General features: G+C 63.7%; 19 protein-coding genes. 10 read left to right on the top strand and 9 right to left on the bottom strand.

From position 1 onward, the window contains the following. Positions 1-63: 63 nt before the first annotated feature. Positions 64-921, bottom strand: a complete 858-nt coding sequence (locus GNZ13_RS33905; RefSeq protein WP_172172684.1) for a (S)-2-haloacid dehalogenase — start codon at positions 919-921, stop codon at positions 64-66. A gap of 178 nt (positions 922-1,099) precedes the next feature. Here GNZ13_RS33905 and GNZ13_RS33900 point away from each other — a divergent pair, with 178 nt between their 5' ends. After that, a complete protein-coding gene (locus GNZ13_RS33900; protein ID WP_172172796.1) occupies positions 1,100-2,002 on the top strand; it encodes a LysR family transcriptional regulator in 903 nt (300 codons plus the stop codon). A 249-nt stretch (positions 2,003-2,251) separates the two neighbouring features. Then, positions 2,252-2,686: a universal stress protein gene (locus GNZ13_RS33895; protein ID WP_172172682.1), complete on the top strand. Its 435-nt coding sequence runs from the start codon at positions 2,252-2,254 to the stop codon at positions 2,684-2,686. A gap of 280 nt (positions 2,687-2,966) precedes the next feature. Here GNZ13_RS33895 and aceA read toward each other — a convergent pair whose 3' ends face one another. The 3 genes from aceA to GNZ13_RS33880 form a co-directional block, all read right to left on the bottom strand. Then, positions 2,967-4,271, bottom strand: a complete 1,305-nt coding sequence (aceA, locus tag GNZ13_RS33890; protein ID WP_074283070.1) for an isocitrate lyase — start codon at positions 4,269-4,271, stop codon at positions 2,967-2,969. Between the two features lie 503 nt (positions 4,272-4,774). After that, positions 4,775-6,391, bottom strand: a complete 1,617-nt coding sequence (locus GNZ13_RS33885) for a DEAD/DEAH box helicase (protein WP_172172680.1) — start codon at positions 6,389-6,391, stop codon at positions 4,775-4,777. Positions 6,392-6,869: 478 nt separating this feature from the next. Then, positions 6,870-7,139, bottom strand: coding sequence for an acyl-CoA-binding protein (locus GNZ13_RS33880; RefSeq protein ID WP_172172678.1), 270 nt, complete (start codon positions 7,137-7,139; stop codon positions 6,870-6,872). A 161-nt stretch (positions 7,140-7,300) separates the two neighbouring features. On the opposite strand from GNZ13_RS33880, the gene tsaB reads away from it, so the two are divergent. The 4 genes from tsaB to GNZ13_RS33860 are packed head-to-tail and all read left to right on the top strand — an operon-like array spanning position 7,301 to position 10,566. After that, positions 7,301-8,122: a tRNA (adenosine(37)-N6)-threonylcarbamoyltransferase complex dimerization subunit type 1 TsaB gene (gene tsaB, locus GNZ13_RS33875; RefSeq protein WP_172172676.1), complete on the top strand. Its 822-nt coding sequence runs from the start codon at positions 7,301-7,303 to the stop codon at positions 8,120-8,122. Next, a complete protein-coding gene (rimI, locus tag GNZ13_RS33870) occupies positions 8,119-8,613 on the top strand; it encodes a ribosomal protein S18-alanine N-acetyltransferase (protein ID WP_172172674.1) in 495 nt (164 codons plus the stop codon). Before tsaB ends, rimI begins: the two co-directional genes overlap by 4 nt. Continuing rightward, positions 8,600-9,523: a uracil-DNA glycosylase gene (locus tag GNZ13_RS33865; protein ID WP_172172672.1), complete on the top strand. Its 924-nt coding sequence runs from the start codon at positions 8,600-8,602 to the stop codon at positions 9,521-9,523. Before rimI ends, GNZ13_RS33865 begins: the two co-directional genes overlap by 14 nt. Continuing rightward, on the top strand, positions 9,520-10,566 hold the full coding sequence (locus GNZ13_RS33860) for a DUF1853 family protein (protein WP_172172670.1): 1,047 nt from the start codon (positions 9,520-9,522) through the stop codon (positions 10,564-10,566). The genes GNZ13_RS33865 and GNZ13_RS33860 overlap by 4 nt, the downstream gene beginning before the upstream one ends. 88 nt (positions 10,567-10,654) lie before the next feature. Here the strand turns inward: GNZ13_RS33860 and thiD are convergent, their stop codons facing one another. Together thiD and lplT are read right to left on the bottom strand one after the other, a co-directional pair. Then, positions 10,655-11,461, bottom strand: coding sequence for a bifunctional hydroxymethylpyrimidine kinase/phosphomethylpyrimidine kinase (gene thiD, locus GNZ13_RS33855; protein ID WP_172172668.1), 807 nt, complete (start codon positions 11,459-11,461; stop codon positions 10,655-10,657). Between the two features lie 55 nt (positions 11,462-11,516). After that, positions 11,517-12,824: a lysophospholipid transporter LplT gene (lplT, locus tag GNZ13_RS33850; protein WP_172172666.1), complete on the bottom strand. Its 1,308-nt coding sequence runs from the start codon at positions 12,822-12,824 to the stop codon at positions 11,517-11,519. Between the two features lie 218 nt (positions 12,825-13,042). Here lplT and alr point away from each other — a divergent pair, with 218 nt between their 5' ends. The 3 genes from alr (at position 13,043) to GNZ13_RS33835 (ending at position 16,061) form a co-directional block, all read left to right on the top strand. Further along, entirely contained in the window at positions 13,043-14,113 is a 1,071-nt protein-coding gene (gene alr, locus GNZ13_RS33845) for an alanine racemase (RefSeq protein WP_172172664.1), read from the top strand. 149 nt (positions 14,114-14,262) lie between these two features. Next, positions 14,263-15,639, top strand: coding sequence for a DNA repair protein RadA (radA, locus tag GNZ13_RS33840; protein ID WP_172172662.1), 1,377 nt, complete (start codon positions 14,263-14,265; stop codon positions 15,637-15,639). A gap of 143 nt (positions 15,640-15,782) precedes the next feature. Then, entirely contained in the window at positions 15,783-16,061 is a 279-nt protein-coding gene (locus GNZ13_RS33835; protein ID WP_172172660.1) for a DUF2866 domain-containing protein, read from the top strand. 59 nt (positions 16,062-16,120) lie between these two features. On the opposite strand, the gene GNZ13_RS33830 is transcribed toward GNZ13_RS33835, so the two are convergent. Both GNZ13_RS33830 and GNZ13_RS33825 read right to left on the bottom strand, forming a co-directional pair. After that, positions 16,121-17,191 (bottom strand): CaiB/BaiF CoA transferase family protein, encoded by a 1,071-nt coding sequence (locus GNZ13_RS33830; protein ID WP_172172794.1) that lies wholly within the window; start codon positions 17,189-17,191, stop codon positions 16,121-16,123. A 145-nt stretch (positions 17,192-17,336) separates the two neighbouring features. Then, positions 17,337-19,280, bottom strand: a complete 1,944-nt coding sequence (locus tag GNZ13_RS33825; RefSeq protein ID WP_172172658.1) for an ATP-binding cassette domain-containing protein — start codon at positions 19,278-19,280, stop codon at positions 17,337-17,339. 135 nt (positions 19,281-19,415) lie between these two features. On the opposite strand from GNZ13_RS33825, the gene GNZ13_RS33820 reads away from it, so the two are divergent. Then, on the top strand, positions 19,416-19,895 hold the full coding sequence (locus GNZ13_RS33820; RefSeq protein WP_172172656.1) for a glutathione peroxidase: 480 nt from the start codon (positions 19,416-19,418) through the stop codon (positions 19,893-19,895). A gap of 58 nt (positions 19,896-19,953) precedes the next feature. Here the strand turns inward: GNZ13_RS33820 and cls are convergent, their stop codons facing one another. Further along, positions 19,954-21,393, bottom strand: a complete 1,440-nt coding sequence (cls, locus tag GNZ13_RS33815) for a cardiolipin synthase (RefSeq protein ID WP_172172654.1) — start codon at positions 21,391-21,393, stop codon at positions 19,954-19,956. Positions 21,394-21,487 lie beyond the last annotated feature (94 nt).

Genomic DNA, 21,487 nt, shown 5'->3' with positions numbered 1-21,487 from the left:
GATTGCAAAGGTGCAAATGTTGAGATGCGATTGAATTGCGTCGCGGGATCCAGGTGGTAGCTGTCATGCGCCAGGGCTGTGGCGCGTGCGGCTGCCACCGGGATTGCCGGTGCTGCCCGTGCCGCGATTGCGGTCGGGCGACGCGAGGGACTTCAGAAAAGCGAGCAGATCGTTCATGCCTCCGCCCGCGCCACGCGGCGTGACGCCCAGTTCTTCGGCTGGTGCGTTTTGCCGGTTAAGCCAGAAAGTCGTGAAGCCGAACCAGCTCGCGCCTGCCACGTCCCAGCCGTTCGACGACACGAAGACGATCTCGCGCGGTTCGGCGCCGAAGGCTTGCGTGCCGAGCGAGTAGGCCGCGGGCGAGGGTTTGTAGGCGCGCACTGTGTCGACGGATAGAACATGGTCGAACAGGCCCGTCATGCCGGCGCTTTTCACGGCGATGTCGAGCATTTGCGGATTGCCGTTCGAGAGGATCGCGAGACCGGGCCTTGATCCTGCCCCTGCCCCGGCTTTGCCGCCCGAAGGCGCAGATGTGGACCCGGACGACGCCGAAGGCGCGTCGCGCAACTGGCGCAGCGCGGGCACGGCATCGGGAAACGCGGACAGGCACGCATATTCGTCCATCAGACGCTTCTCTGCCGCGCGACTCAGCGTGAGATGCAGTTTCTTGGCGGCGAAGCGCAAGGCGTCGAGCGTGATGTCCCAGAACGGCCGGTAATGCGCGCCGGGTGCGCCGGCCGGATCGGCGAGCGTGCGCAGCTGCGTGTATTCGATCTGTTTTTGGCGCCACAACTGCGAGAGCGCATCGCCGTGGCCCGGGAACATCTGCTCGGCGGCAGCGATCACTGAATGCACGTCGAAAAGCGTGCCGTACGCGTCGAAAATCACTGCTTTAGGGAAGGGTGTCGTTGTGGCAGACATTGCCGTGCACTCCTATCAGAGGTCAGGATGGATTGTATTAGTGATGCTCTACGCTAAAAAAGAGGCTAAAGATCACTTGATCTTTTACTTTCATGCGCCTAATCTGACGCGCACCGACCACTTTCCCGCGCAGCCCCCCAAGGGGGACTTCCTTCAGGGCGTTGCGGCTCCGCTACCCATGGACCGTTTCAAGCAGATCGAGACTTTCGTTGCCGTCGCGGCCAGGGGCAGCCTGTCCGCCGCAGCGCTCGCCGAAGGCGTCGCGCCCGCCATCATCGGCCGCCGCATCGATGCGCTCGAAGAGCGCCTCGGCGTCAAATTGCTGGTGCGCACCACGCGCAAGATCACGCTGACCTTCGAAGGCTCGGCGTTTCTCGAGGATTGCCAGCGCGTCATCCACGACATGCAGAACGCCGAGGCCAGCGTGTCGGCGGGCGGCGTGAAGGCGAGCGGCCATTTGCGGCTGTCGGCGCCGGCCGGGTTTGGGCGCCGGCATGTCGCGCCGCTGGTGCCCGCTTTCACCGTCGCGCATCCGGATGTGTCGATTACGCTCGACCTGTCCGACCGGCTGGTCGATCTCGTCAACGAAGGGTTCGACTGCGCCGTGCGCCTGGGCGAGTTGCCGGATTCGTCGCTGGTGTCGCTCAAGCTCGGAGAGAACCGCCGCGTGTGCGTGGCTTCGCCGTCGTATCTGAGCCGGCGCGGATCGCCGCACACACTGGCCGATCTCGCGCATCACAATTGCCTCGCGCTCGGCGCGAGCGCCAATCAGCAGCGCGGCTGGATGTTCCAGCAGGGCGACAAGGTCGTGTCGATCAAGGTGTCCGGCACGATGGAATGCTCGGACGGCGCCGTGCTGCACGAGTGGTGCCTCGAGGGGTATGGGCTCGCATGGCGCTCGTGGTGGGAGGTCGGCACGGATATCGCGGCTGGCCGGCTGGTCAGCGTGCTCGACGAGTTCGCCGCGCCGCCGATCGGTATCCATGCGGTTTTTCCGCAGCGCCGGCATTTGCCGCTGCGGGTTCGACTGTTTCTGGACTTTCTCAAGCATACGTACGGCCATCCTGATTACTGGAACTGACGCTGGCTGAGGTGCGGCTTAGGTACGGCTTAGGTACGGCGGCGGTGCAACCAACGTCCGGCGATCCGGTGCAATGCCGCCCTGCACAACCGCGGCGCGGACCTGCGCAGCGGGTTTCCGATATGCGGACAGACCCGCACGATGGCCTTGACCTCATTTTCTGCGAACTACAATCGATTGAAGCGGCTTCATGCCGAACCTCGTGGGACGCTGACGCCGCGCTGCGCGCAGCCGGCGACGGAGGGCATCATGTTTAGGCACATCCTGGTTCCGACCGATGGTTCAGACCTGTCACGCAAGGCGATAGACGGCGCCATCGACCTCGCGCAGGTAGTTGGCGCTCGCGTCACCGCCTACGCCTGTCTGCCGCAATATCCGTATTCCCCGTTCTCCGACGTGGTGATCGAGCCGCCGGTCGAGTTTCTGGAGCGCAGCGAGCGTGAAGCGCGCGTGCATCTGCGGGAAGTGGAGCTGGCCGCGCGCCGTGTCGGCGTCGCGTTCGACAGCCGCACTAGCGTGCATCCGGCGCCGTATCTCGGCATCATCGAAGCGGCCGAGCAGGGCGGCTGCGACGTGATTTTCATGGCCTCGCATGGACGGCGCGGCCTCGGCAGCCTGCTGATCGGCAGCGAGACGCAGCGGGTCCTGACGCATACGAAGATTCCAGTGATCGTGTACCGCTGAGGTACCTGCTTGCGATTCGCGTCGCGGGCAGGTACGGCGTAGCAAAAGAAAACGCGCCGGCGATGAGGCCGGCGCGTCCCATGCTCGCCGCACAATGCGTTGTGCTGGCTTTGTCAGCGCTGCTGCCATCACTCCCAGATTCCAGCCATCAGGGCAGTCGGCGTACTCCAGCCCGGATGGCTACTCCTCCCTGACGGCGGCCCTCTAACGGGGCCGCTTTTTCGTCTGCCTTGCCTTTCTCGCGATCAGACCTCTATGTGACCGAGGTGACCGATGTGACTTAAGCGACCTTCTTGTCGAAGAACTGTTCGTCTTCCGTCGAACCGTGCAGCGCGGTCGTCGACGCGTCGCGTTCGACCGTTTGCGTCACGGCGTCGAAGTAGCCGGTGCCGACTTCGCGTTGGTGCTTGACCGCGGTGAAGCCCTTTTCCGCTGCTGCGAATTCAGCCTGCTGCATTTCGACGAACGCGGTCATCTGGTTGCGGGCATAGCCGTGCGCCAGATTGAACATCGAGTAGTTCAGCGCGTGGAAGCCGGCCAGCGTGATGAACTGGAATTTGTAGCCCATTGCGCCGAGTTCGCGCTGGAACTTGGCGATGGTTGCGTCGTCCAGGTTCTTCTTCCAGTTGAACGACGGCGAGCAGTTGTACGACAGCAACTGGTCCGGGAATTCCTTGTGGATCGCGTCGGCGAATTTCTTCGCGAACTCGAGGTCCGGCTTGCCGGTTTCGCACCAGATCATGTCGGCGTACGGCGCGTAGGCGAGGCCACGCGAGATCGCCTGTTCCAGACCCGGCTTCGTACGATAGAAACCTTCCACCGTCCGTTCGCCCGTCAGGAACGGCTTGTCGTTGTCATCCACGTCCGACGTGATCAGGTCGGCGGCTTCTGCGTCGGTGCGAGCCAGCAGCACGGTCGGCGCGCCGGAGACGTCGGCGGCCAGACGCGCGGCGGTCAGCTTGGCGATGTTTTCGCGGGTCGGCACGAGCACCTTGCCGCCCATGTGGCCGCACTTCTTCACCGAAGCGAGCTGGTCTTCGAAGTGCACGCCTGCCGCGCCGGCTTCGATCATGGCCTTCATCAGTTCGAATGCGTTCAGAACGCCGCCGAAACCGGCTTCCGCGTCGGCCACAATCGGTGCGAAGTAGTCGATATAGCCTTCGTCGCCCGGATTCTTGCCTTCCGACCATTGGATCTGGTCAGCGCGCGTCAGCGTGTTGTTGATGCGCTTCACGACGAGCGGCACCGAGTTCGCCGGATACAGCGACTGGTCCGGGTACATTTCACCGGCCACGTTCGCATCGCCCGCCACTTGCCAGCCCGACAGGTAGATCGCCTTCAGGCCGGCCTTGACCTGTTGCATCGCCTGGTTGCCAGTCAGCGCGCCGAGCGAGTTCACGAACGGCTCGTTGTTGACGCTTTCCCACAGCTTTTCCGCGCCGCGCTTGGCAAGCGTGTGCTCCACTTGCAGCGAGCCGCGCAGACGGATCACGTCTTCAGCGGTGTACGTACGCTTCACGCCTTTCCAGCGCGGATCGGTTTCCCATTGCTGTTGGAGTTGCTTGGCTTGTTGTTCGCGGGACATGGTGTGCTCCTTGGTTGCCTGTAATGGATGAGTGACTCTGTCGACCAGAGTTGGTGCAAAGCGCTTACTCTGGTCCCATGCAAGAAACTTGCGGTCTTCGTCGAAGCGGCTGGCCGTTTGAGGCGTTTCGTTTCGTGAAGTCTTATATAAGAGTCTAGGCAAATCGACCGTCACGCAATAGCTGCCGAGGATCGTTTTTCGAATATTTATTTTTGTTTAAAATCAAATGCTTGCGTCATTCGTTTCGCATTGAGAAAGGTCTTTTTCCATCTTGCAATAGGTCGTGTTGTGCCTTGCAGCACGATTTTTTACGACGCAAAAAAATTTTCCACATCGTGAAATGTCGGCGGTCATCCAAGTGCGGACGAAAAAAAACCGGTGCCTGAGCACCGGTTTCTTTTGACTGACGGACTGCGCGGGGCCGTCCGGGTCTTTTCAGGCCGCCTTACGTACTGACCGAGCCACGTAAATAGCGCTTGCCTGATGAATTGCTGAGTCGCTGCTTAGCTGCCGCGACGCGCCGTGCGCGGACCGTCGCTGCGGCGTGCGCCGTAGCCACCGTCACGCGAACCGCCGCCGAAGCCGCCTTCACGCGAGCCGCCGCCGGCCGACTTGCCTGCCCAGCCGCCGCCATTGCCGCTACCGCTGCGCGAACCGCCGCCGTTACCGGCCGGCTTGCCAGCGCCGCTGCCGCTACCGAAGCGACGGCCACCGCCATTGCCACCGCCCGGACGGCCACGGCCGCCAAAGCCAGGACGGCCGTTACCCGACGGAGCCGACTTGCGCGGCTCGAAGCCTTCTACGACGTTGACCGGCAACGGGGTGCGCACGAAACGCTCGATGCGCTTCAGCGCGCCTTGTTCTGCATGATGCACGAGGCTCACTGCGATGCCCGAGCGGCCAGCACGGCCGGTACGGCCGATACGGTGCACGTAGTCTTCAGCGAACTTCGGCAGGTCGTAGTTGAACACGTGCGTGATGCCCGGAATGTCGATACCGCGAGCGGCGACGTCCGTTGCCACCAGCACGCGCACACGGCGCTCGCGCAGGGCCTTGATCGTGCGGTTACGTGCGCCTTGCGGCAGATCGCCGTGCAGAGCAGCCGATTCGAAACCGGCGTCGGCCAGACGGCCAGCCAGTTGGTCCGCGTCCATCTTGGTTGCCGTGAAGACGATAGCCTGATCGAGGCCGGAGTCACGCAGCAGATGGTCGAGCAGACGGTCCTTGTGATCGCGGTCGTCAACATAGTGGACGGTTTGCGCGATGTTGGTACGTTGTTCGAGGCGTTGAACGATCTCGATACGTTCCGGATCCTTCAGCAGACGGCCGGTCAGCGAACCGATCTTGCCGTCGAGCGTGGCCGAGAACAGCATGGTTTGACGCGAAGCCGGCGTAGCGGCAACGATCGTTTCGATGTCTTCGATGAAGCCCATGTCGAGCATGCGGTCGGCTTCGTCGAGCACGAGGATCTGCAGTTGCGACAGATCGATACGGCCGCGTTCCAGGTGGTCGATCAAACGGCCCGGCGTAGCAACCAGGATTTCCGGGTTCTTTGCCAGCAGCATCAGTTGTTGACCATAAGCGACACCGCCCAGAATGCTGACGGTGCGCAGACGCTTGAGGTGCTTACCGTACGTGGCGGCAGCAGTGGTGACCTGCATCGCGAGTTCGCGGGTCGGCGTCAGAACCAGCATGGTCGGACGGGCAACCGGTTGCGGACGGCGCGTGCGTGCGCCGTCAGCCGGACGCGGTTCACGCGGCTGGCTGGCTTGTGCTTTTTGCAGTTGCGAGAAACGTTCGATAGCGGGCAGCATGAACGCGGCGGTCTTGCCCGAACCGGTCGGGCTCGAGACCATCAGATCGCGGCCGGCGATGCCGGCGGGGATCGCGCGTTGCTGAACCGGAGTCGGGTTTTGATAACCAGCGGCGGTCAGGGCGGAGACGACATCCGCGGACAGACCGAGCGACGCGAACGACGGGCCGGTCGGCGCTGCGGTCTCTGCGGCGACAGCTTCCGGAGCGGCAGCAACAGCTGCGGCTTGTGCGGGTGCGTCGGCTAGACCGAGGGCTTGATCGGCGATGGCGTTCAACGGGCTGCTGGGGGTATTGCTCGAAGTCATGAGAATCCTTGGTAAATCCTTGGTACACACGGAATTAAAACGTCGGCGCCAATCGGCATACCCAAGTCGTCGGATTCAGCGAGCAAAGAAGCAGCGAGCAAATCGAAAAACGGGGGCAGCTCGCGACAATGAAGGCGAGCTTTTCGTTAGAAGCTGTATCGGATGCGACATGCCAACACGGCGTGCCGCCAGCCTGGGACATGATCGCCCGTAGGGGGCTAGGCAGGAGGGGACAGGTTCTAAACTGGATTGGAGCTAAACGCTACGAGGCGCTGCGCCGCAAAGGCCGCTAGAGGAAAGCCGGGCAAAGCAGTGAAGCGCAGGCAGTATTGTATAGAGTTTTGTTGCACTGCGCCACCATTAGGACGTTTCCTGGCGGAAAACTTTCGTTTGGCTGCCTTTTAGCTACCTTTGGGCTGCCTCTTGGCGCCCCGTCCTGACGATCTGGCTGGCCGCCGTTTTCCGCCGCAGAGCCGGCTCAGGCCGACGCGCCGCTTTTCAGGGATTCGACGAGATCGATGTATTGCTGCTTCGCGGCGTCCTGAGCGGTGCCTTTGAGCGCGGCCCACGCATCGTACTTGTACTTGCCGACGATATCGGTGAAGCCGGGTTTGTCGCCGTGGACGTCGCCGTCTGTGGCCTGCTTGAAGAGAGCGTAGAGGCGCAGAAGGGTGAGGTTGCCCGGACGCTCGGGCAGTTGCTTTGCATCTTCCTGGGCCTGGACGAATTGCGCGTTGATGTCTGTCATTGTGGTTTTGCCCGGCTGGCGGGGTTGGTTTTGGCTGGGCCAATGATCATAACAACTGCATGCTGCCGCGGGGCCGAGGGCTTATTCCAAACAGCCCTCCCCGCCGGGAGGGCAAACCCAAAACCGCATCTGCACGCGCCGTGCCGATTACAATAGGGTCCATGACTCAAACTGTGCTTCTTGCCCTCGATACCTCGACCGAATTCTGCTCGGTAGCGCTCCTGGCCGCCGTTGGCGGCGCCGCGAGCCAGACAGCGGACCCAGGCCGCGCCGAACCCCGGATCTGGGTGCGCCACGAGCAAACCGGCGCAGTCTCCAGCACGCGCCTCTTGCCCGCCATTCGCGAACTTTTCGACGAAGCCGGCCTGAAACTGGCGGATTGCACCGCTATTGCCTTCGGCTCCGGCCCCGGCTCGTTCACCGGTCTTCGCACCGCGACGGGCGTTGCTCAAGGCCTCGCGTTCGGTCTGAACCTGCCGGTCGTGCCGGTCAGCACGCTCTTGGCCTGCGCGGAAAGCGCACGGCTGCGCGATCCGTCGGCGACCCGCGTGCTCGCCGCGCTCGACGCCCGGATGGACGAAATCTATTGGGCCGACTACGCGTGGGACGCAGCCCTTGGCGAATGGCGCACGCTTCAGCCGGCTTCGCTCGACGCGCCGGAACGGCTCGTTTTGCCCGACGTCCCGTTCACGCTGGCAGGCAATGCCGCTGCCGCCTTCGGCGCGCGGCTGCCCGCCGTCGCGGCTGCGCGAACCGTCGACAGCGAAGCGCTGCCGCATGCGGTGCCGCTCGCGCACGCGGCGCTGCGCGCGTTTCGCGCCGGCCGCACGGTGCCCGCCGATCAGGCTGCGCCGGAATACATTCGCGACAAGGTCGCCCAGACCACGGCGGAGCGGGTCGCCGAAAAAGCTGAAAAAGCCGCCAAGGCCGAGCAGGCCGCCAGATTGGCGCACGACGCGCATCAAGGCGAGGGCCGGCAATGAGCGGTGTGTTGCTGGCGGACCGTTATATGTCGCCGATGACCGAGGCCGATCTGGACGAGGTCGCGGCCATCGAAAAGGTCGCCTACGAGTTCCCCTGGAGCCGCGGTAATTTCGGCGATTCGCTGCGCAACGGCTATTTCGGCATCTGCATGCGTCACGTAACGGGCACGCTGATCGGTTATTGCGTGCTGATGCCGGTGGTCGATGAAATGCATCTGCTCAATTTGTGCGTGACGCCCGCCGCGCAAGGCGCCGGTGCCGGGCTCGCGCTGCTGCGCGAAGCGGTGCGCGTTACGCGCGCCGAAAAACTCGATGGCCTGCTGCTCGAAGTGCGGCCGTCGAATCATCGGGCTATCCGGCTTTACGAGCGCTTCGGCTTTGCGTCGATTGGCCGGCGCAAAAACTATTATCCGGCGCGGCATCGCAGCCGGGAGGACGCCATCGTGATGCGTTTCTCGTTTGCCACGGAGGGCGCAGATGGCGCTGCATGAATCGGTACTGGAAGAGTTCGGACTTGCGCCGCTGTGGGTGCGTCGCGGAATGTCGGTGGCGCAGGAGATCGCGGTCGAAACCGGGATCGAGCAAGGCGAGCGCCGCGCACCACCACCAGCGCAGGAACAGACGCAGGGGCGGATGCAAGCGCCGGCCGATGCACGGCAGCCGATAAAACAGCCATCGCAGCCATCGCAGCAGTCGCGAGCACCTGAGCCGCCGGCGTTCGACGCTCCACCCGACGACGATTTCGCATGGTTCGACGATCAGCCCGCCCACGCTCCCGTTGAAGCGCGCCGCGAGGCGCCCGAGCCTTCCTCGATCCAGACGCTCGACTGGGACGCGTTGAGCCAGCAGGTCGCCGCCTGTGAACGCTGCCGTCTGTGCGAGAAACGCACGAACACGGTATTCGGCGTCGGCGATCGCAATGCCGACTGGATGCTGATCGGCGAAGCGCCTGGTGAGAACGAAGATCGCGTGGGAGAGCCGTTCGTCGGCCAGGCCGGCAAGCTGCTCGACAATATGCTGCGTTCACTGATGCTCGCGCGCGACAGCAACGTCTATATCGCCAACGTGATCAAGTGCCGCCCGCCTGGCAACCGCAATCCCGAGCCGGACGAAGTCGCGCGTTGCGAGCCTTATCTGCAACGCCAGGTCGCGCTGGTCAAGCCGAAGCTGATCGTCGCCCTGGGCCGCTTCGCCGCGCAAAGTCTGCTGAAAACCGACGCGAGCATTTCGTCGCTGCGCGGCCGTGTGCACGAATATGAAGGGGTGCCGGTCATCGTCACCTATCACCCGGCGTATCTGCTGCGCAGCCTGCCCGACAAGGCGAAGGCCTGGGCAGACCTGTGCCTCGCGCGCGACACGTGGCTCGCGGCGGGCGGCGTGCCGTCCAGCGCGGCAAAGTGACGGACGCGAGCGGGCCGGCGGCACGTCTTGCCGTCGCGCCCGGCCCATCCGCTGCGGTTCTCGGGAAGCTGCTCGACACATTGCGCGAACCGGCAGTGCGCGATCTCGCGTGGTTGCTGCTGAGCGCCGATTTGTTGCGCGCGCAACCACCGGTGGGCGTGCTCGCGAGTCCCTTCGACTCGCCCCAGGAATTTGATGCAAGCGTCGACTGGTTACGCGCGCTGGATGCCGATCCGGCCGACTTGCAGCGCGATCTCGCCGCGACGCGTATCACACGTCTTGGCCGCTACGCCGAACGGCTGCTCGGATGGTTCCTGCAACATGGACCGGCGGCGCGGCTGGTCGCGGCCGGCGTGCCGTTGCGACGCGAAGGCGTCACGCTCGGTGAATGCGATTTCCTGGTGCAGACGCAGCAAGGCGTGCGCCTGCATTGGGAGTTGGCGGTGAAGTGCTACCTGCATGCGGGCGAAAACCGCGCGCAGTCGGCCTCGCAGTCGACGGCGCGATTAGCCGATTACGTTGGCCCGAATCTGAAAGACCGCTTCGATCTGAAGCTCGCGCATGTGCTGAATCATCAGCTGCCGTTGAGCGCGCGTGAAGAGTTCGCATCGGTCGGCCATGCAGGGCCATGGACGCCGCAGATGTTTATCAAGGGCTGGCTGTTCTATCGTGCGGGCGAAACACCTGCCGATCCTGTCGAGCTCGATCCGTCGCACGGACGTGGCTGGTGGGTCACGCGCAACGATTGGCCGGACTTTGCCGCGGCGCATGCGCAGACGTGGCGTGTGCTGCCACGGTTGGAATGGCTTGCGCCACGACGGTACGGGCCAGGTGCGGCGGGCACGGCGGGTGAGACGGAAGGAGTGGGATTCGCTTTTGCCGATGCCGGAACGCTCGCTGTGCAAACTTCACATCAGCACGGACCGACAATGGTCGCCGCGTTCGTCGATGACAGCGCAGGTAACCGCATCGAACGCTCGCGTGGCTTCATTGTGCCCAACGAATGGCCTGAGCTGGCGCAGGCCTACGCGCGGCAGCCGTAGAAGCACCGGGGCGGACGGAAGCAATCGCGGCGTAGCGCCGTGCAACGCAGCGGCTAATACCTCCGCGATGCCGAGGCTCTTTCGCCTCTCACCACCACCGATAAAAATGATGCACCGGTCCCACGCCGCTGCCGACGTCGAGCCGATCGCTCGCCTGCAACGCGCCGGTCAGATACAGCTTGGCGTCGGCGACCGCGCTTGCCAGATCGGCGCGCTGCGGAATCAGCGCAGCAATCGCCGACGACAGCGTGCAGCCCGTCCCATGCGTGTTCTTCACCGGCACGCGCGGGCCACCCAGGCGCAGCGTGCCGCTGTCCTCTACGAGCCAGTCGGGACTGTCCGCCGCGCTCAAATGACCACCCTTCATCAGCACCGCCCGCGCGCCAAGCGCACGCAGCGCTTCGCCTTGTTCGACCATGCCGGCTTCATCGGTGGCAGCTTGTACGCCTAGCAAGGCTGCCGCTTCCGGCAGATTGGGCGTCAGCAGATCGGCGAGCGGCAGCAACTCGTCACGCACGGCAGCGACCGCATCCGGCAGCAGCAGCGCGTGATTGCTCTTGGAAATCATAACCGTGTCGAGCACGACGTGCTTCGGCTTGTACCGCCGCAGCGCGTCGGCGACCGCGCGCGCGATCTGCGCATTTGCCAGCATGCCGATTTTCACGGCATCGATACGGATGTCGTCGAACACCGCATCGAGTTGCGCGGTAATGAAGGCGGGCTCCGGCGCATGAATCGCCGTGACGCCGCGCGTGTTCTGTGCGGTGAGCGCGGTGATCACGCTCGCGCCATAGGCGCCGAGCGCCGAGAAAGCCTTCAGATCGGCCTGAATGCCGGCGCCGCCGCCGGAATCGGAACCGGCGATCGTCAGCACATTGGGAATGGGTTGAGTCATGGCAAAGCGAGGAAAGGGGGAAGGCGCGGGCAGTCGGTGCACTGCCCGTCGCGGGTCAATGCTTGGCTTCGCCGATCAGCGCGACCGAGTCGAACGCGCGCTGATTCGCCTGGTGGCGCCGCATCACCAACCACATCATCAGGCAGACGAAGGTGCCGAACAGCACGATCACCAAGGTGACCGGCACGTCGAGCCATACCAGCACTGCGTACAGGCACAGCATGATGAGCACCGAGAGATTTTCGTTGAAGTTCTGCACGGCGATCGAATGACCCGCCGACAACAGCACGTGGCCACGATGCTGGAGCAGCGCATTCATCGGGACGACGAAAAAGCCCGACAGGCCGCCGACGACCATCAGAAAGATATACGCGACGATCAGATAGCCCGGCACATGCACGCGGCCGAAATACAGGCCCCAATGCGTGGGGAACAGGTCGCGTGTGTAGAAGGCCATCAGCATCACGGCGATGCCCATCATGATGCCGACCGGAAGTACCGACAGCGACTTCCTCAACGGCACGCGCGAGGCTGCGTAAATCGCACCGACCGCCACACCCACTGCAACCACCGCCTGCAGAATCGCGGCTTCCGAAAGCGACATGTTCAGCGACACCTCGGCCCACTTCAGCACGATGAATTGCAGCGTCGCGCCGGCGCCCCAAAAAAGCGTGGTGACGGCGAGCGAGATCTGGCCGAGCTTGTCGCGCCACAGCACGAGAAAGCAGTCGGCGAAATCGGTGACCAGCTTGATCGGCCCGCGTTCCTGTTTCGGATAGCGCGCGCCGGTGTCGGGAATGCGCAGATTGAAGAGCGCCGCGATCACGTAGATTGCCATGATCACCAGCATCGCCGCTTCAGCGGGCGTGTTGACCGTGGGGATGTGGTGCCTGAGGATCGGTGCGGCAATGTGCGGGCTGATGAGCGCGCCGCCAAGCACGGTGCCGAGAATGATCGAACCGACCGTGGTGCCTTCGATCCAGCCGTTCGCGGCGACCAGCCGCTCAGGCGGCAGCAGCTCGGTGAGAATGCCGTACTTGGCCGGCGAGTAGGCAGCCGCGCCAAAGCCGACGATGCCATAGGCGAGCAACGGATGCGCGCCCACCAGCATCGTGATGCAACCGACTACTTTGATGGTATTGGTGATGAACATCACGTGCCCTTTCGGGCGGGAGTCCGCAAAGGCGCCCACGAAGGCGGCCAGAACGACGTACGACAGCACAAAGAACAACTTGAGCAGCGGCGTCATCCAGTTCGGAGCGTGAAGATCTTTCAGCAGTGCGATAGCAGCGATCAGAAGCGCATTGTCGGCCAGCGACGAAAAAAACTGCGCGGCCATGATGGTGTAAAAACCTTTTTTCATCTGATGCGATGCTGTCCTCGCTGCGGTCTATCCGCCCCGGCCGTGTGCAAGGCGTCCGGGCTTATACCGTTCGAAATGGGTTGTGCGCACGGCTTTATATCATGAAAATAGCTGGATTCGGACTAGCAAAATCCTTGATCGCACCGCCCAGCGGGCTGCCGAGCGCTGAAAACGCCCTGTAAGCTCCTGATTCGCAAGCGTCTTTACGAAAATTACCTATGCCGCGCCCGCTCTCAGCCACTATTCATACTGCTGCACTCGCCAATAATCTCGCCGTCGCCCGGCGCTACGCACCAAAATCCAAGATCTGGGCCGTCGTCAAGGCGAACGCATACGGACACGGCCTCGCGCGCGCTTTTCCCGGCTTGCGCGCAACTGACGGCTTCGGTCTACTGGACCTCGAAGAAGCCGTGAAGTTGCGTGAATTGGGCTGGGCCGGGCCGATTCTGTTGCTTGAAGGCTTCTTTCGTCCAACCGATATCGACGTGATCGACCGCTACAGCCTGACCACGGCGCTGCACTCGGACGAACAGCTGCGCATGCTCGAAATGGCGCGCCTGTCCAAGCCCGTCAATATCCAGCTGAAGATGAACACCGGCATGAACCGCCTCGGTTACACCGTGGAAAAATTCCGCTCCGCGTGGGAGCGCGCGCGGGCCTGCCAGGGTGTCGGCCAGATCACGTTGATGACCCATTTCTCGGACGCCGACGGCGAACGCGGCGTCACCTATCAGATGGAAGCGTTCGAGCGCGGCGCGCAAGGCATTGCCGGTGCGCGCAGCCTCTCGAATTCGGCGGCGACGCTGTGGCATCCCGCAGCGCACTTCGACTGGGTGCGCCCGGGCATCATGCTGTATGGCGCGTCGCCTTCGGGCGTGACGGCCGCGATCGCAGGCACCGGCCTGCAACCGGCCATGACGCTCGCATCCGAACTGATCGCTGTGCAGACGCTCGCCGAAGGCAATACGGTCGGCTATGGTTCGGCGTTCAAGGCGCGCGCGCCGATGCGCATCGGCGTGGTGGCCTGCGGTTACGCGGACGGTTATCCGCGGGTTGCGCCGGAAGGCACGCCGGTGATCGTCGACGGCGTGCGTACGCGGATCGTCGGACGGGTGTCGATGGACATGCTGACCGTCGACCTGACGCCGATCCCGACGGCCAACGTCGGCTCGCGTGTCGAACTGTGGGGCACGTCGCTGCCGATCGATGACGTGGCGCAGGCGTGCGGGACGATCGGCTACGAGCTGATGTGCGCGGTAGCGCCACGCGTGCCGGTGCGTGCGGAGTAAGGCGCGGCGCTGACAGGCCGGTGAGAGCCGCCGATGGCGGCCTCGGTGGCGGTCGCGCAGTGGGTCCCAAGGACGGTCGCGGCGAGCTCCTCGATGAGGAGCGCGAGCGAGCGTATCAATTCAAAGAACAGCAACACAGGCAAGGGCGCGTGGCTAAACAGAAGACGTTGTACATCTGCAGTGAATGCGGCGGCCAATCGCCGAAGTGGGCCGGGCAATGCCCGTCATGCAATGCGTGGAACACGCTGGTGGAATCGGTCGCGGAGGCGCCGTCCACGCATCGCTTCCAATCGCTCGCAAAGAGCGCGCCGGTGCGGCGTCTCGCCGATATCGACGCGTCCGACGTGCCGCGCTTTTCGACCGGCGTCAGCGAGTTCGACCGCGTGCTGGGCGGCGGTCTCGTGCCGGGCGGCGTAGTGCTGATCGGCGGCGATCCCGGCATCGGCAAATCGACGCTGCTGCTGCAATCGCTCGCGGAAATTGCCGCGGACAAACGCGCGCTTTATATCAGCGGCGAAGAATCGGCCGCGCAGATTGCGTTGCGTGCGCAACGACTTTCTTTGCTTGAACCTGGCTCGAAGGCCAGCGAGCTGCAACTGCTGGCGGAAATCCAGCTCGAGAAAATCCAGGCGACGATTGCCGAGCAGCGGCCAGACGTGGCGGTGATCGACTCGATTCAAACCGTTTATTCCGACGCGCTGACCTCAGCTCCTGGTTCGGTCGCGCAGGTGCGCGAGTGCGCGGCGCAATTGACGCGCATCGCCAAACAGTCGGGCACCACGATCATCATGGTCGGCCACGTCACCAAGGAAGGTGCGCTCGCCGGGCCGCGCGTGCTCGAACATATCGTCGATACGGTGCTGTACTTCGAGGGCGACACGCATTCGTCGTTCCGGCTGGTGCGCGCGATCAAGAACCGCTTCGGCGCGGTCAACGAACTCGGCGTGTTCGCGATGACCGAGCGCGGTCTGCGCGGTGTCGCCAATCCGTCGGCGTTGTTTTTGTCGCAGCACGAGCAATCCGTTCCGGGGTCGTGCGTGCTGGTGACGCAGGAAGGCACGCGGCCGCTGCTGGTCGAAGTGCAGGCGCTGGTCGATGCGGCCAACGCGCCGAATCCACGGCGCCTGGCCGTAGGGCTGGAACAGAACCGCCTGGCGATGCTGCTGGCGGTGCTGCATCGGCACGCCGGCATCGCCTGTTTCGATCAGGACGTGTTCCTGAACGCGGTGGGCGGCGTGAAGATCACCGAGCCCGCGGCCGACCTGTCCGTGCTGCTCGCGATCCACTCATCGATGCGCAACAAGCCGCTGCCCAAGGGGCTTGTCGTATTCGGCGAAGTGGGCCTTGCCGGCGAAATCCGGCCATCCCCGCGCGGTCAGGATCGTCTTAAGGAAGCGGCCAAACTGGGCTTTTCGATCGCGGTCATTCCGAAGGCCAATGCGCCCAAGCAGCCGATTGAAGGCTTACAGGTTGTTGCAGTCGAAAGGATCGAGCAGGCCATCGATCGGGTCCGCACGCTCGAATAGACGGGGCTCCGGCGCCTGCGGGCGCCCTTCGGTCCGTAATGCCCGGTAAATATCTCCATATTGCTTGTAACCTACCCGACATTCCTTTTTCCTAAGCTGGCAGGGCATTGCATCCCTTCTGATGCCCGAAAAAGGATCGCGCCTTGAAACAGTCATATGAAACCGTGGCCGAGTGGCCGATGCAGGTGCGCGGCTGCCGCGTCTCCGAGCCCATTCGCCAGCCTTGGGGCGGCGCTTGCCGGATTGTCGAGTGGATCGACACAGCAGGGCAGATTTCGCGCCGGGTGGTGGCCGAAGATGTCACCGCCGCCGAAGTGCGCGCGACGATCAACCGTCACGTGGAAGGCCGCAAGCATTTCCTGTACGACGACGAAAAAACGCCGCGCCAGGTTTTGCCGCGGCAGACGGTGGTGCGGCGCTGAGGTTTGGGGCGGCAGGGGGGCTTTTCGACGCCGGCTTAACCCGGCTGCCCGTTGGCGGTTTAACCGATCCGACGCTCGTCGGCCCCGGCGTCGTTTCCGTCTTTATCGTGGTTCATCGCCGCGTACGCCTCTGGATTGAACAACGGGTGCTGCGCGGCTTCCGCCGGGGTCAGCACCGGCGAGACGCAGCAGTCCAGCGACTCCAGCAGCAGTACCCATTCCTCCAGCGGGCGCTTGCCGATCAGATCGGCCAACTCCTGCGTCAGCGCGGCGGCGTCCGGGCCGCCGATCGCCTGGCCGAGGCTCCAGTGGCGCGTCGCCCATTCGGGCCGGTCCAGCGCCATGCACAGTGTTTCCCAGAACTTCAGTTCGAGCGCGCCGACTGCGAGCCAGCGATTGTCGAGCGTCCGATACAGGTTGTAGCAGGGCACGCCGCCGTTCAACAGACCGGCGCCGGCAGCCGGCGCGGCGCCCTCATTGGCGAGCGCCACTTGCGCGACGACGTTGTGCGCATGCGTGACATGCGTCATCGATACGTCGACGAAGCGGCCAACGCCGCCGCGCGACACATGCCATAACGCGGCGAGAATCTGCGTCACCGCACTCAAAGCGCCGCCGAGCAGGTCGGCAATCTGGAAATTCGGCAGAATCGGCGCGCCGTCGCGGCCCGCCAGCTGATCGAGCACACCCGCGTAGCCGATGTAGTTCAGATCGTGACCGGCATGGTCGACAAACGGACCGCTCGCACCGTAACCGCTGATCGCGCAGTAGACCAGCTTCGGATTGACCGCGCGCAGGGTTTCGTAGCCGATGCCGAGGCGCTCCATCACGCCGGGCCGGAAACTTTCGATCAGTACATCCGCTTCGGCCGCGAGTGCGCGCAATACATTGCGTCCCGCTTCCGATTTGAGGTCGAGGCGCGTTTCGCGCTTGCCGCGATTCACCAGCCGGTAAAACGCGCCCGGGCGGCCTGCCACGCGGTCGCTGGACGACTGCATCATCGTGCGGGTGGGGTCGCCCGCACCGGGCGCTTCGATCTTCAGCACGTCGGCGCCGAGTTCTGCAAGGCGCAAGGCAGCCACCGGACCGGGCAGCAGGCGCGTCAGGTCCAGCACGCGCAGGCCTTGCAGCGGTGCACGGGCTGCCACTGATGACGGCGTAGCTGACGGCGTGGCTGAAGACTCAGGTAAAGACTCAGATGAAGACGCAGACGGGCTCACGGGTGACAAGGGCTACCTCCGATCGATGCCGGCGCGGTCCAGGAACAGCCTGCCGCTAGCCGATTTGTTCGAGTTCCTCGTGAGTCTCGAGCCATTCGGCTTCGAGTGTTTCGAGGCGCGCGTTCACATCTGCCTGACGGCGGATCGCCTCCGTCAGTTTGCTCTTCTGCTCGGGCTCATAACTGGCCGGATCGACGACGAACGCATCGAGCGTCGCCTTTTCCCCGTTGAGCGCGTCCATTTCCTTTTCAATCTTCGTGATGCGGCTTTGCAGCGGCTTTTTCAGGTGCGCGAGCTTCTGGCGCGTTTCCGCTTCGAGGCGGCGTTGCTCCTTGCGATTGACGCCGCTGTCTGTGCCATTCGCGCTATCCGCGCCGTTCGACGCCGTGCCCTCTTTCAGCGCTGCGCGTTGTCCCGCGGCATGTTGGAGCAGCCAGTCGCGGTAGTCGTCGAGATCGCCGTCGAATTCCTGCAGGCGATGCTTCGCGACCAGCATGAACACGTCGGTGGTGGCGCGCAGCAGATGCCGGTCGTGCGACACTAGAATCAGCGTGCCCTCGAATTGCGCGAGCGCCATGGTCAGCGCGTGACGCGTTTCGAGATCCAGGTGGTTGGTCGGTTCGTCGAGCAGCAGCAGATTTGGCTTTTGCCAGATGATCAGCGCGAGCGCCAAACGGGCTTTTTCGCCGCCCGAAAAGGGCGCGATTTTCGCGGTCGCCATCTCGCCGGAAAAGTTGAAACTGCCGAGGAAGTCGCGCAATTCCTGTTCGCGCGTATCCGGTGCAAGACGCGCCAGATGTTGCAGCGGTGTGTCGTCCGGGCGCAGGGTTTCGAGCTGATGCTGCGCAAAGTAGCCGATGCGCAGTCCCTTGCCTTCGCGCACATGGCCGCCGAGGGCCTCGAGCGTACCGGCGAGCGTTTTGATCAGCGTCGATTTGCCCTGACCGTTCGCGCCGAGCAGGCCGATGCGCTGACCGTTCTGGATCGACAGCATCACATGATCGACGATCGGAATTTCGCCGTCTTCACCGCGATAGCCGCAGCGCACGTCTTCCATCACCATCATCGGATTCGGTGCGGAATCGGGCGTGCGGAATTCGAACGTGAACGGCGAGGACGCATGCGCCGGCGCGATCATTTCCATCTTTTCGAGCGCTTTCACGCGGCTCTGCGCCTGACGCGCCTTGGTGGCCTGCGCCTTGAAACGGTTGATGTAGCTTTGCAGATGCTCGACCGTGCGCTGCTGTTTCACATACGCGCTCTGCTGCAAAGCGATCTGTTGCGCGCGCAGGATTTCGAACTGCGAATAGTTGCCGCCGTAACGCTTGATCTGCTGCTGTTCCAGATGCAGCGTGACATTGCAGACCGAATCGAGAAATTCGCGGTCGTGCGAGATCACGATCAGCGTGCCCGGATAACGGTGCAGCCAGTCTTCGAGCCAGACGATCGCGTCGAGATCCAGGTGGTTGGTCGGTTCGTCGAGCAGCAGCAGGTCGGAGCGGCACATCAGCGCCTGCGCCAGATTCAGCCGCATGCGCCAGCCGCCCGAGAAACTGCTGACCGGCTCGCGCGTTTGTTCGAGCGTGAAGCCGAGGCCGAGCAGCAATGCCTCGGCGCGGGCGGGTGCGGTGTAGCCGTCGGCGTCGGCGAACGCGGCGTGCGCTTCGCCTTCGGCGGCGCCGTCATGCGCGGCCGAGGCTTCGGCAATGCACGCTTCGATCGCGCGCAACGCCGCGTCGCCGTCGAGCGTATAAGCGAGGGCGGTTTTGTCGGCGGCCGGCGTTTCCTGCGCGACGTGGGCGATCTGCCAGTTTGGCGGAATAGAGAAATCGCCGCCGTCGGCGTGCAGTTCGCCGAGCAGCACGGCAAACAGCGTCGACTTGCCCGCGCCGTTCGCCCCCACCAGGCCGGCCTTCTCGCCGGGGTTGAGGGTGAACGTGGTGTTTTCAAAGAGCGGCTTGGTGCCGCGCGCGAGGCTGAACTGGTTAAAGCGGATCACGAAGAGGCCGGCTGAAGAAAAACGCTATTTTAGACTGCCGGGGCTGACACCGGGCGCTCAGCCAGGATCGGCCATTCGGCCGACTGTACCGGCGCAGCTTTTGGCATAGACTGACGGCTTTCACGGGGAGGGCACATGACATCGATTTATTCGTTTTCTGCACATACGCTCGGCGGCGAGGAAGTGAGCCTCGAGCGCTATCAAGGCAAGGTCCTGCTGATCGTCAATACGGCGAGCGAATGTGGGTTCACGCCGCAGTACGCGGGCCTGCAGAAGGTCTATGACACCTACGCGGCGCGCGGGCTCGCGGTGCTCGGTTTTCCGTGCAACCAGTTCGGCAAGCAGGAACCGGGTGACGCTACGCAGATCGGCAGTTTCTGCGAAAAGAATTACGGCGTGACCTTCCCGATGTTCGACAAGATCGAGGTGAACGGCGCCAATGCGCATCCGCTGTTCCGCTATCTGACGGGCGAGGCGCCGGGCTTGCTGGGGCTCGAAGCGATCAAATGGAACTTCACCAAGTTCCTGATCGGCCGAGACGGCAGTGTGGTGAAGCGTTATGCGCCGCTGACCAAGCCCGAGGCGATTGTCGAGGACATCGAAAAGCTGCTGTAAAGCGCAGCAAGGCGGGACGCGAAGCCGGCGTCGGCCGGGCCGCAGCGCGTCGGCTCGCCTACAGGATCGGCGAGAACAGCCGCGCCACGTGCATCAGCACGCGCCGCAGCGCGCTCGCCTGGCGGTACTCGCTGCGGTCGATTTCGAGCGACTCCGCGAAGTCCTTGAGCAGCATCGTTTCGACATCTTTGGCAAAGCCACGGTCCACGGTCAGCACCATGATCTCGAAGTTCAGCCGGAACGAGCGGTTGTCGAGATTGGCGCTGCCGATTGCCGCCGCCACGCTGTCGATCAGTACGACCTTCTGATGCAGGAAACCAGGCTGGTAGCGGAAGATCCGGATGCCGGCGCGCAGCGAGTCGTACGCATACAGTTTCGAGGCGGCGAACACCACGCGGTGATCGCGCCGGCACGGAATCAGAATGCGCACGTCCACGCCGCGTAGCACCGCCAGTCGCAGTGCGGCGAACACGGCTTCGTCGGGTATGAGATAAGGCGTAGTGATCCAGATCCGCTCGCGTGCCGCGTTGATCGCCTCGACAAAGAAGAGCGAACAGGTCTCCAGCTTGTCGGCCGGACCGCTCGGCACGACGAGGCAGTGCATGCCCTGGTCAGTTGGCTGGAAGACCGGCATGTCGAACTTGGGCAACTGCTGGGTCGCCCAGTGCCAGTCCTCGGTGAACACGAACTGGATACTGGCGACGGCCGGGCCGCGCACTTCGATATGCGTATCGCGCCATGGCGACAGTGGCGGCTTGCTACCGAGATATTCGACACCGACGTTGTGTCCGCCGACAAACGCGCGCTCACCGTCCACCGAGACGATCTTGCGGTGATTGCGGAAGTTCAACTGCAGGCGGTTGACGAAGCGGCGATTGGTGGCGAACGGGTGCGTCTCCACGCCGGCCGCGCGCAGCGCCGCCACGTAGCGGTGGGGCAGATCGAAACTGCCGATGCTGTCGTAAAGGAAGTAGACGCGCACGCCTTGCTGCGCTTTCGCGATCAGCGCGTCTTTGAGCAACTCGCCGAGCGCGTCGTCGCGCACGATGAAGAACTGCACGATCACGTAATGGCTCGCACCTTCGATCGCTTCGAAGATCGCCTCGAAAGTCGCGGCTCCGTTCACCAGCGTGCGCACGGAATTGCCCGGCAGGAATGGCATGGCGCTGAGGCGCGTAAGCGAATGCACGAGTCTGGCGCCAAGCTCCTGCGTAGGCAAGCCTGCGGAAGAGGCCTGCGTATCCCATTCACGAGGATGGGCGCGTGTGCGCAGCAATTCGTTTTCGATGCGGCGAGCGTCCGCGTAACCCTGGAATTTGCTGCGACCGAGGAACAGGTACGGCACCAGCGTCAGATACGGCATGGCGACCAGCGACACGGCCCACGCGATCGCGCCTTGCGACGTGCGGGTGTTCAGAATCGCGTGGCACGCTGCAGCCACGCCGAGAATATGAGCGAGGGCGACCAGCGGGCCAATGTGAAGCAGGTCGAATTCCATAGGCGGGCGAAGGGTTGGCAAGGCACCGCCGCTGCCTAACGGCGCAGCGGACAGCTGACCGCGCCCATCTTACCGAACGTGAGTGCGTTGGGGT

Origin of the sequence: Paraburkholderia elongata (assembly GCF_013177735.1) — a bacterium.
GTDB lineage: Bacteria > Pseudomonadota > Gammaproteobacteria > Burkholderiales > Burkholderiaceae > Paraburkholderia > Paraburkholderia elongata.
This window is presented reverse-complemented; position numbering and strand designations above follow the sequence as displayed.

Excerpts from the sequence above, each read along its gene's own strand:
- GNZ13_RS33905 (WP_172172684.1), bottom strand. The coding sequence starts at position 921 with ATGTCTGCCACAACGACACCCTTCCCTAAAGCAGTGATTTTCGACGCG.
- GNZ13_RS33900 (WP_172172796.1), top strand. The coding sequence starts at position 1,100 with ATGGACCGTTTCAAGCAGATCGAGACTTTCGTTGCCGTCGCGGCCAGG.
- GNZ13_RS33895 (WP_172172682.1), top strand. The coding sequence starts at position 2,252 with ATGTTTAGGCACATCCTGGTTCCGACCGATGGTTCAGACCTGTCACGC.
- aceA (WP_074283070.1), bottom strand. The coding sequence starts at position 4,271 with ATGTCCCGCGAACAACAAGCCAAGCAACTCCAACAGCAATGGGAAACC.
- GNZ13_RS33885 (WP_172172680.1), bottom strand. The coding sequence starts at position 6,391 with ATGACTTCGAGCAATACCCCCAGCAGCCCGTTGAACGCCATCGCCGAT.
- GNZ13_RS33880 (WP_172172678.1), bottom strand. The coding sequence starts at position 7,139 with ATGACAGACATCAACGCGCAATTCGTCCAGGCCCAGGAAGATGCAAAG.
- tsaB (WP_172172676.1), top strand. The coding sequence starts at position 7,301 with ATGACTCAAACTGTGCTTCTTGCCCTCGATACCTCGACCGAATTCTGC.
- rimI (WP_172172674.1), top strand. The coding sequence starts at position 8,119 with ATGAGCGGTGTGTTGCTGGCGGACCGTTATATGTCGCCGATGACCGAG.
- GNZ13_RS33865 (WP_172172672.1), top strand. The coding sequence starts at position 8,600 with ATGGCGCTGCATGAATCGGTACTGGAAGAGTTCGGACTTGCGCCGCTG.
- thiD (WP_172172668.1), bottom strand. The coding sequence starts at position 11,461 with ATGACTCAACCCATTCCCAATGTGCTGACGATCGCCGGTTCCGATTCC.
- lplT (WP_172172666.1), bottom strand. The coding sequence starts at position 12,824 with ATGAAAAAAGGTTTTTACACCATCATGGCCGCGCAGTTTTTTTCGTCG.
- alr (WP_172172664.1), top strand. The coding sequence starts at position 13,043 with ATGCCGCGCCCGCTCTCAGCCACTATTCATACTGCTGCACTCGCCAAT.
- GNZ13_RS33820 (WP_172172656.1), top strand. The coding sequence starts at position 19,416 with ATGACATCGATTTATTCGTTTTCTGCACATACGCTCGGCGGCGAGGAA.
- cls (WP_172172654.1), bottom strand. The coding sequence starts at position 21,393 with ATGGAATTCGACCTGCTTCACATTGGCCCGCTGGTCGCCCTCGCTCAT.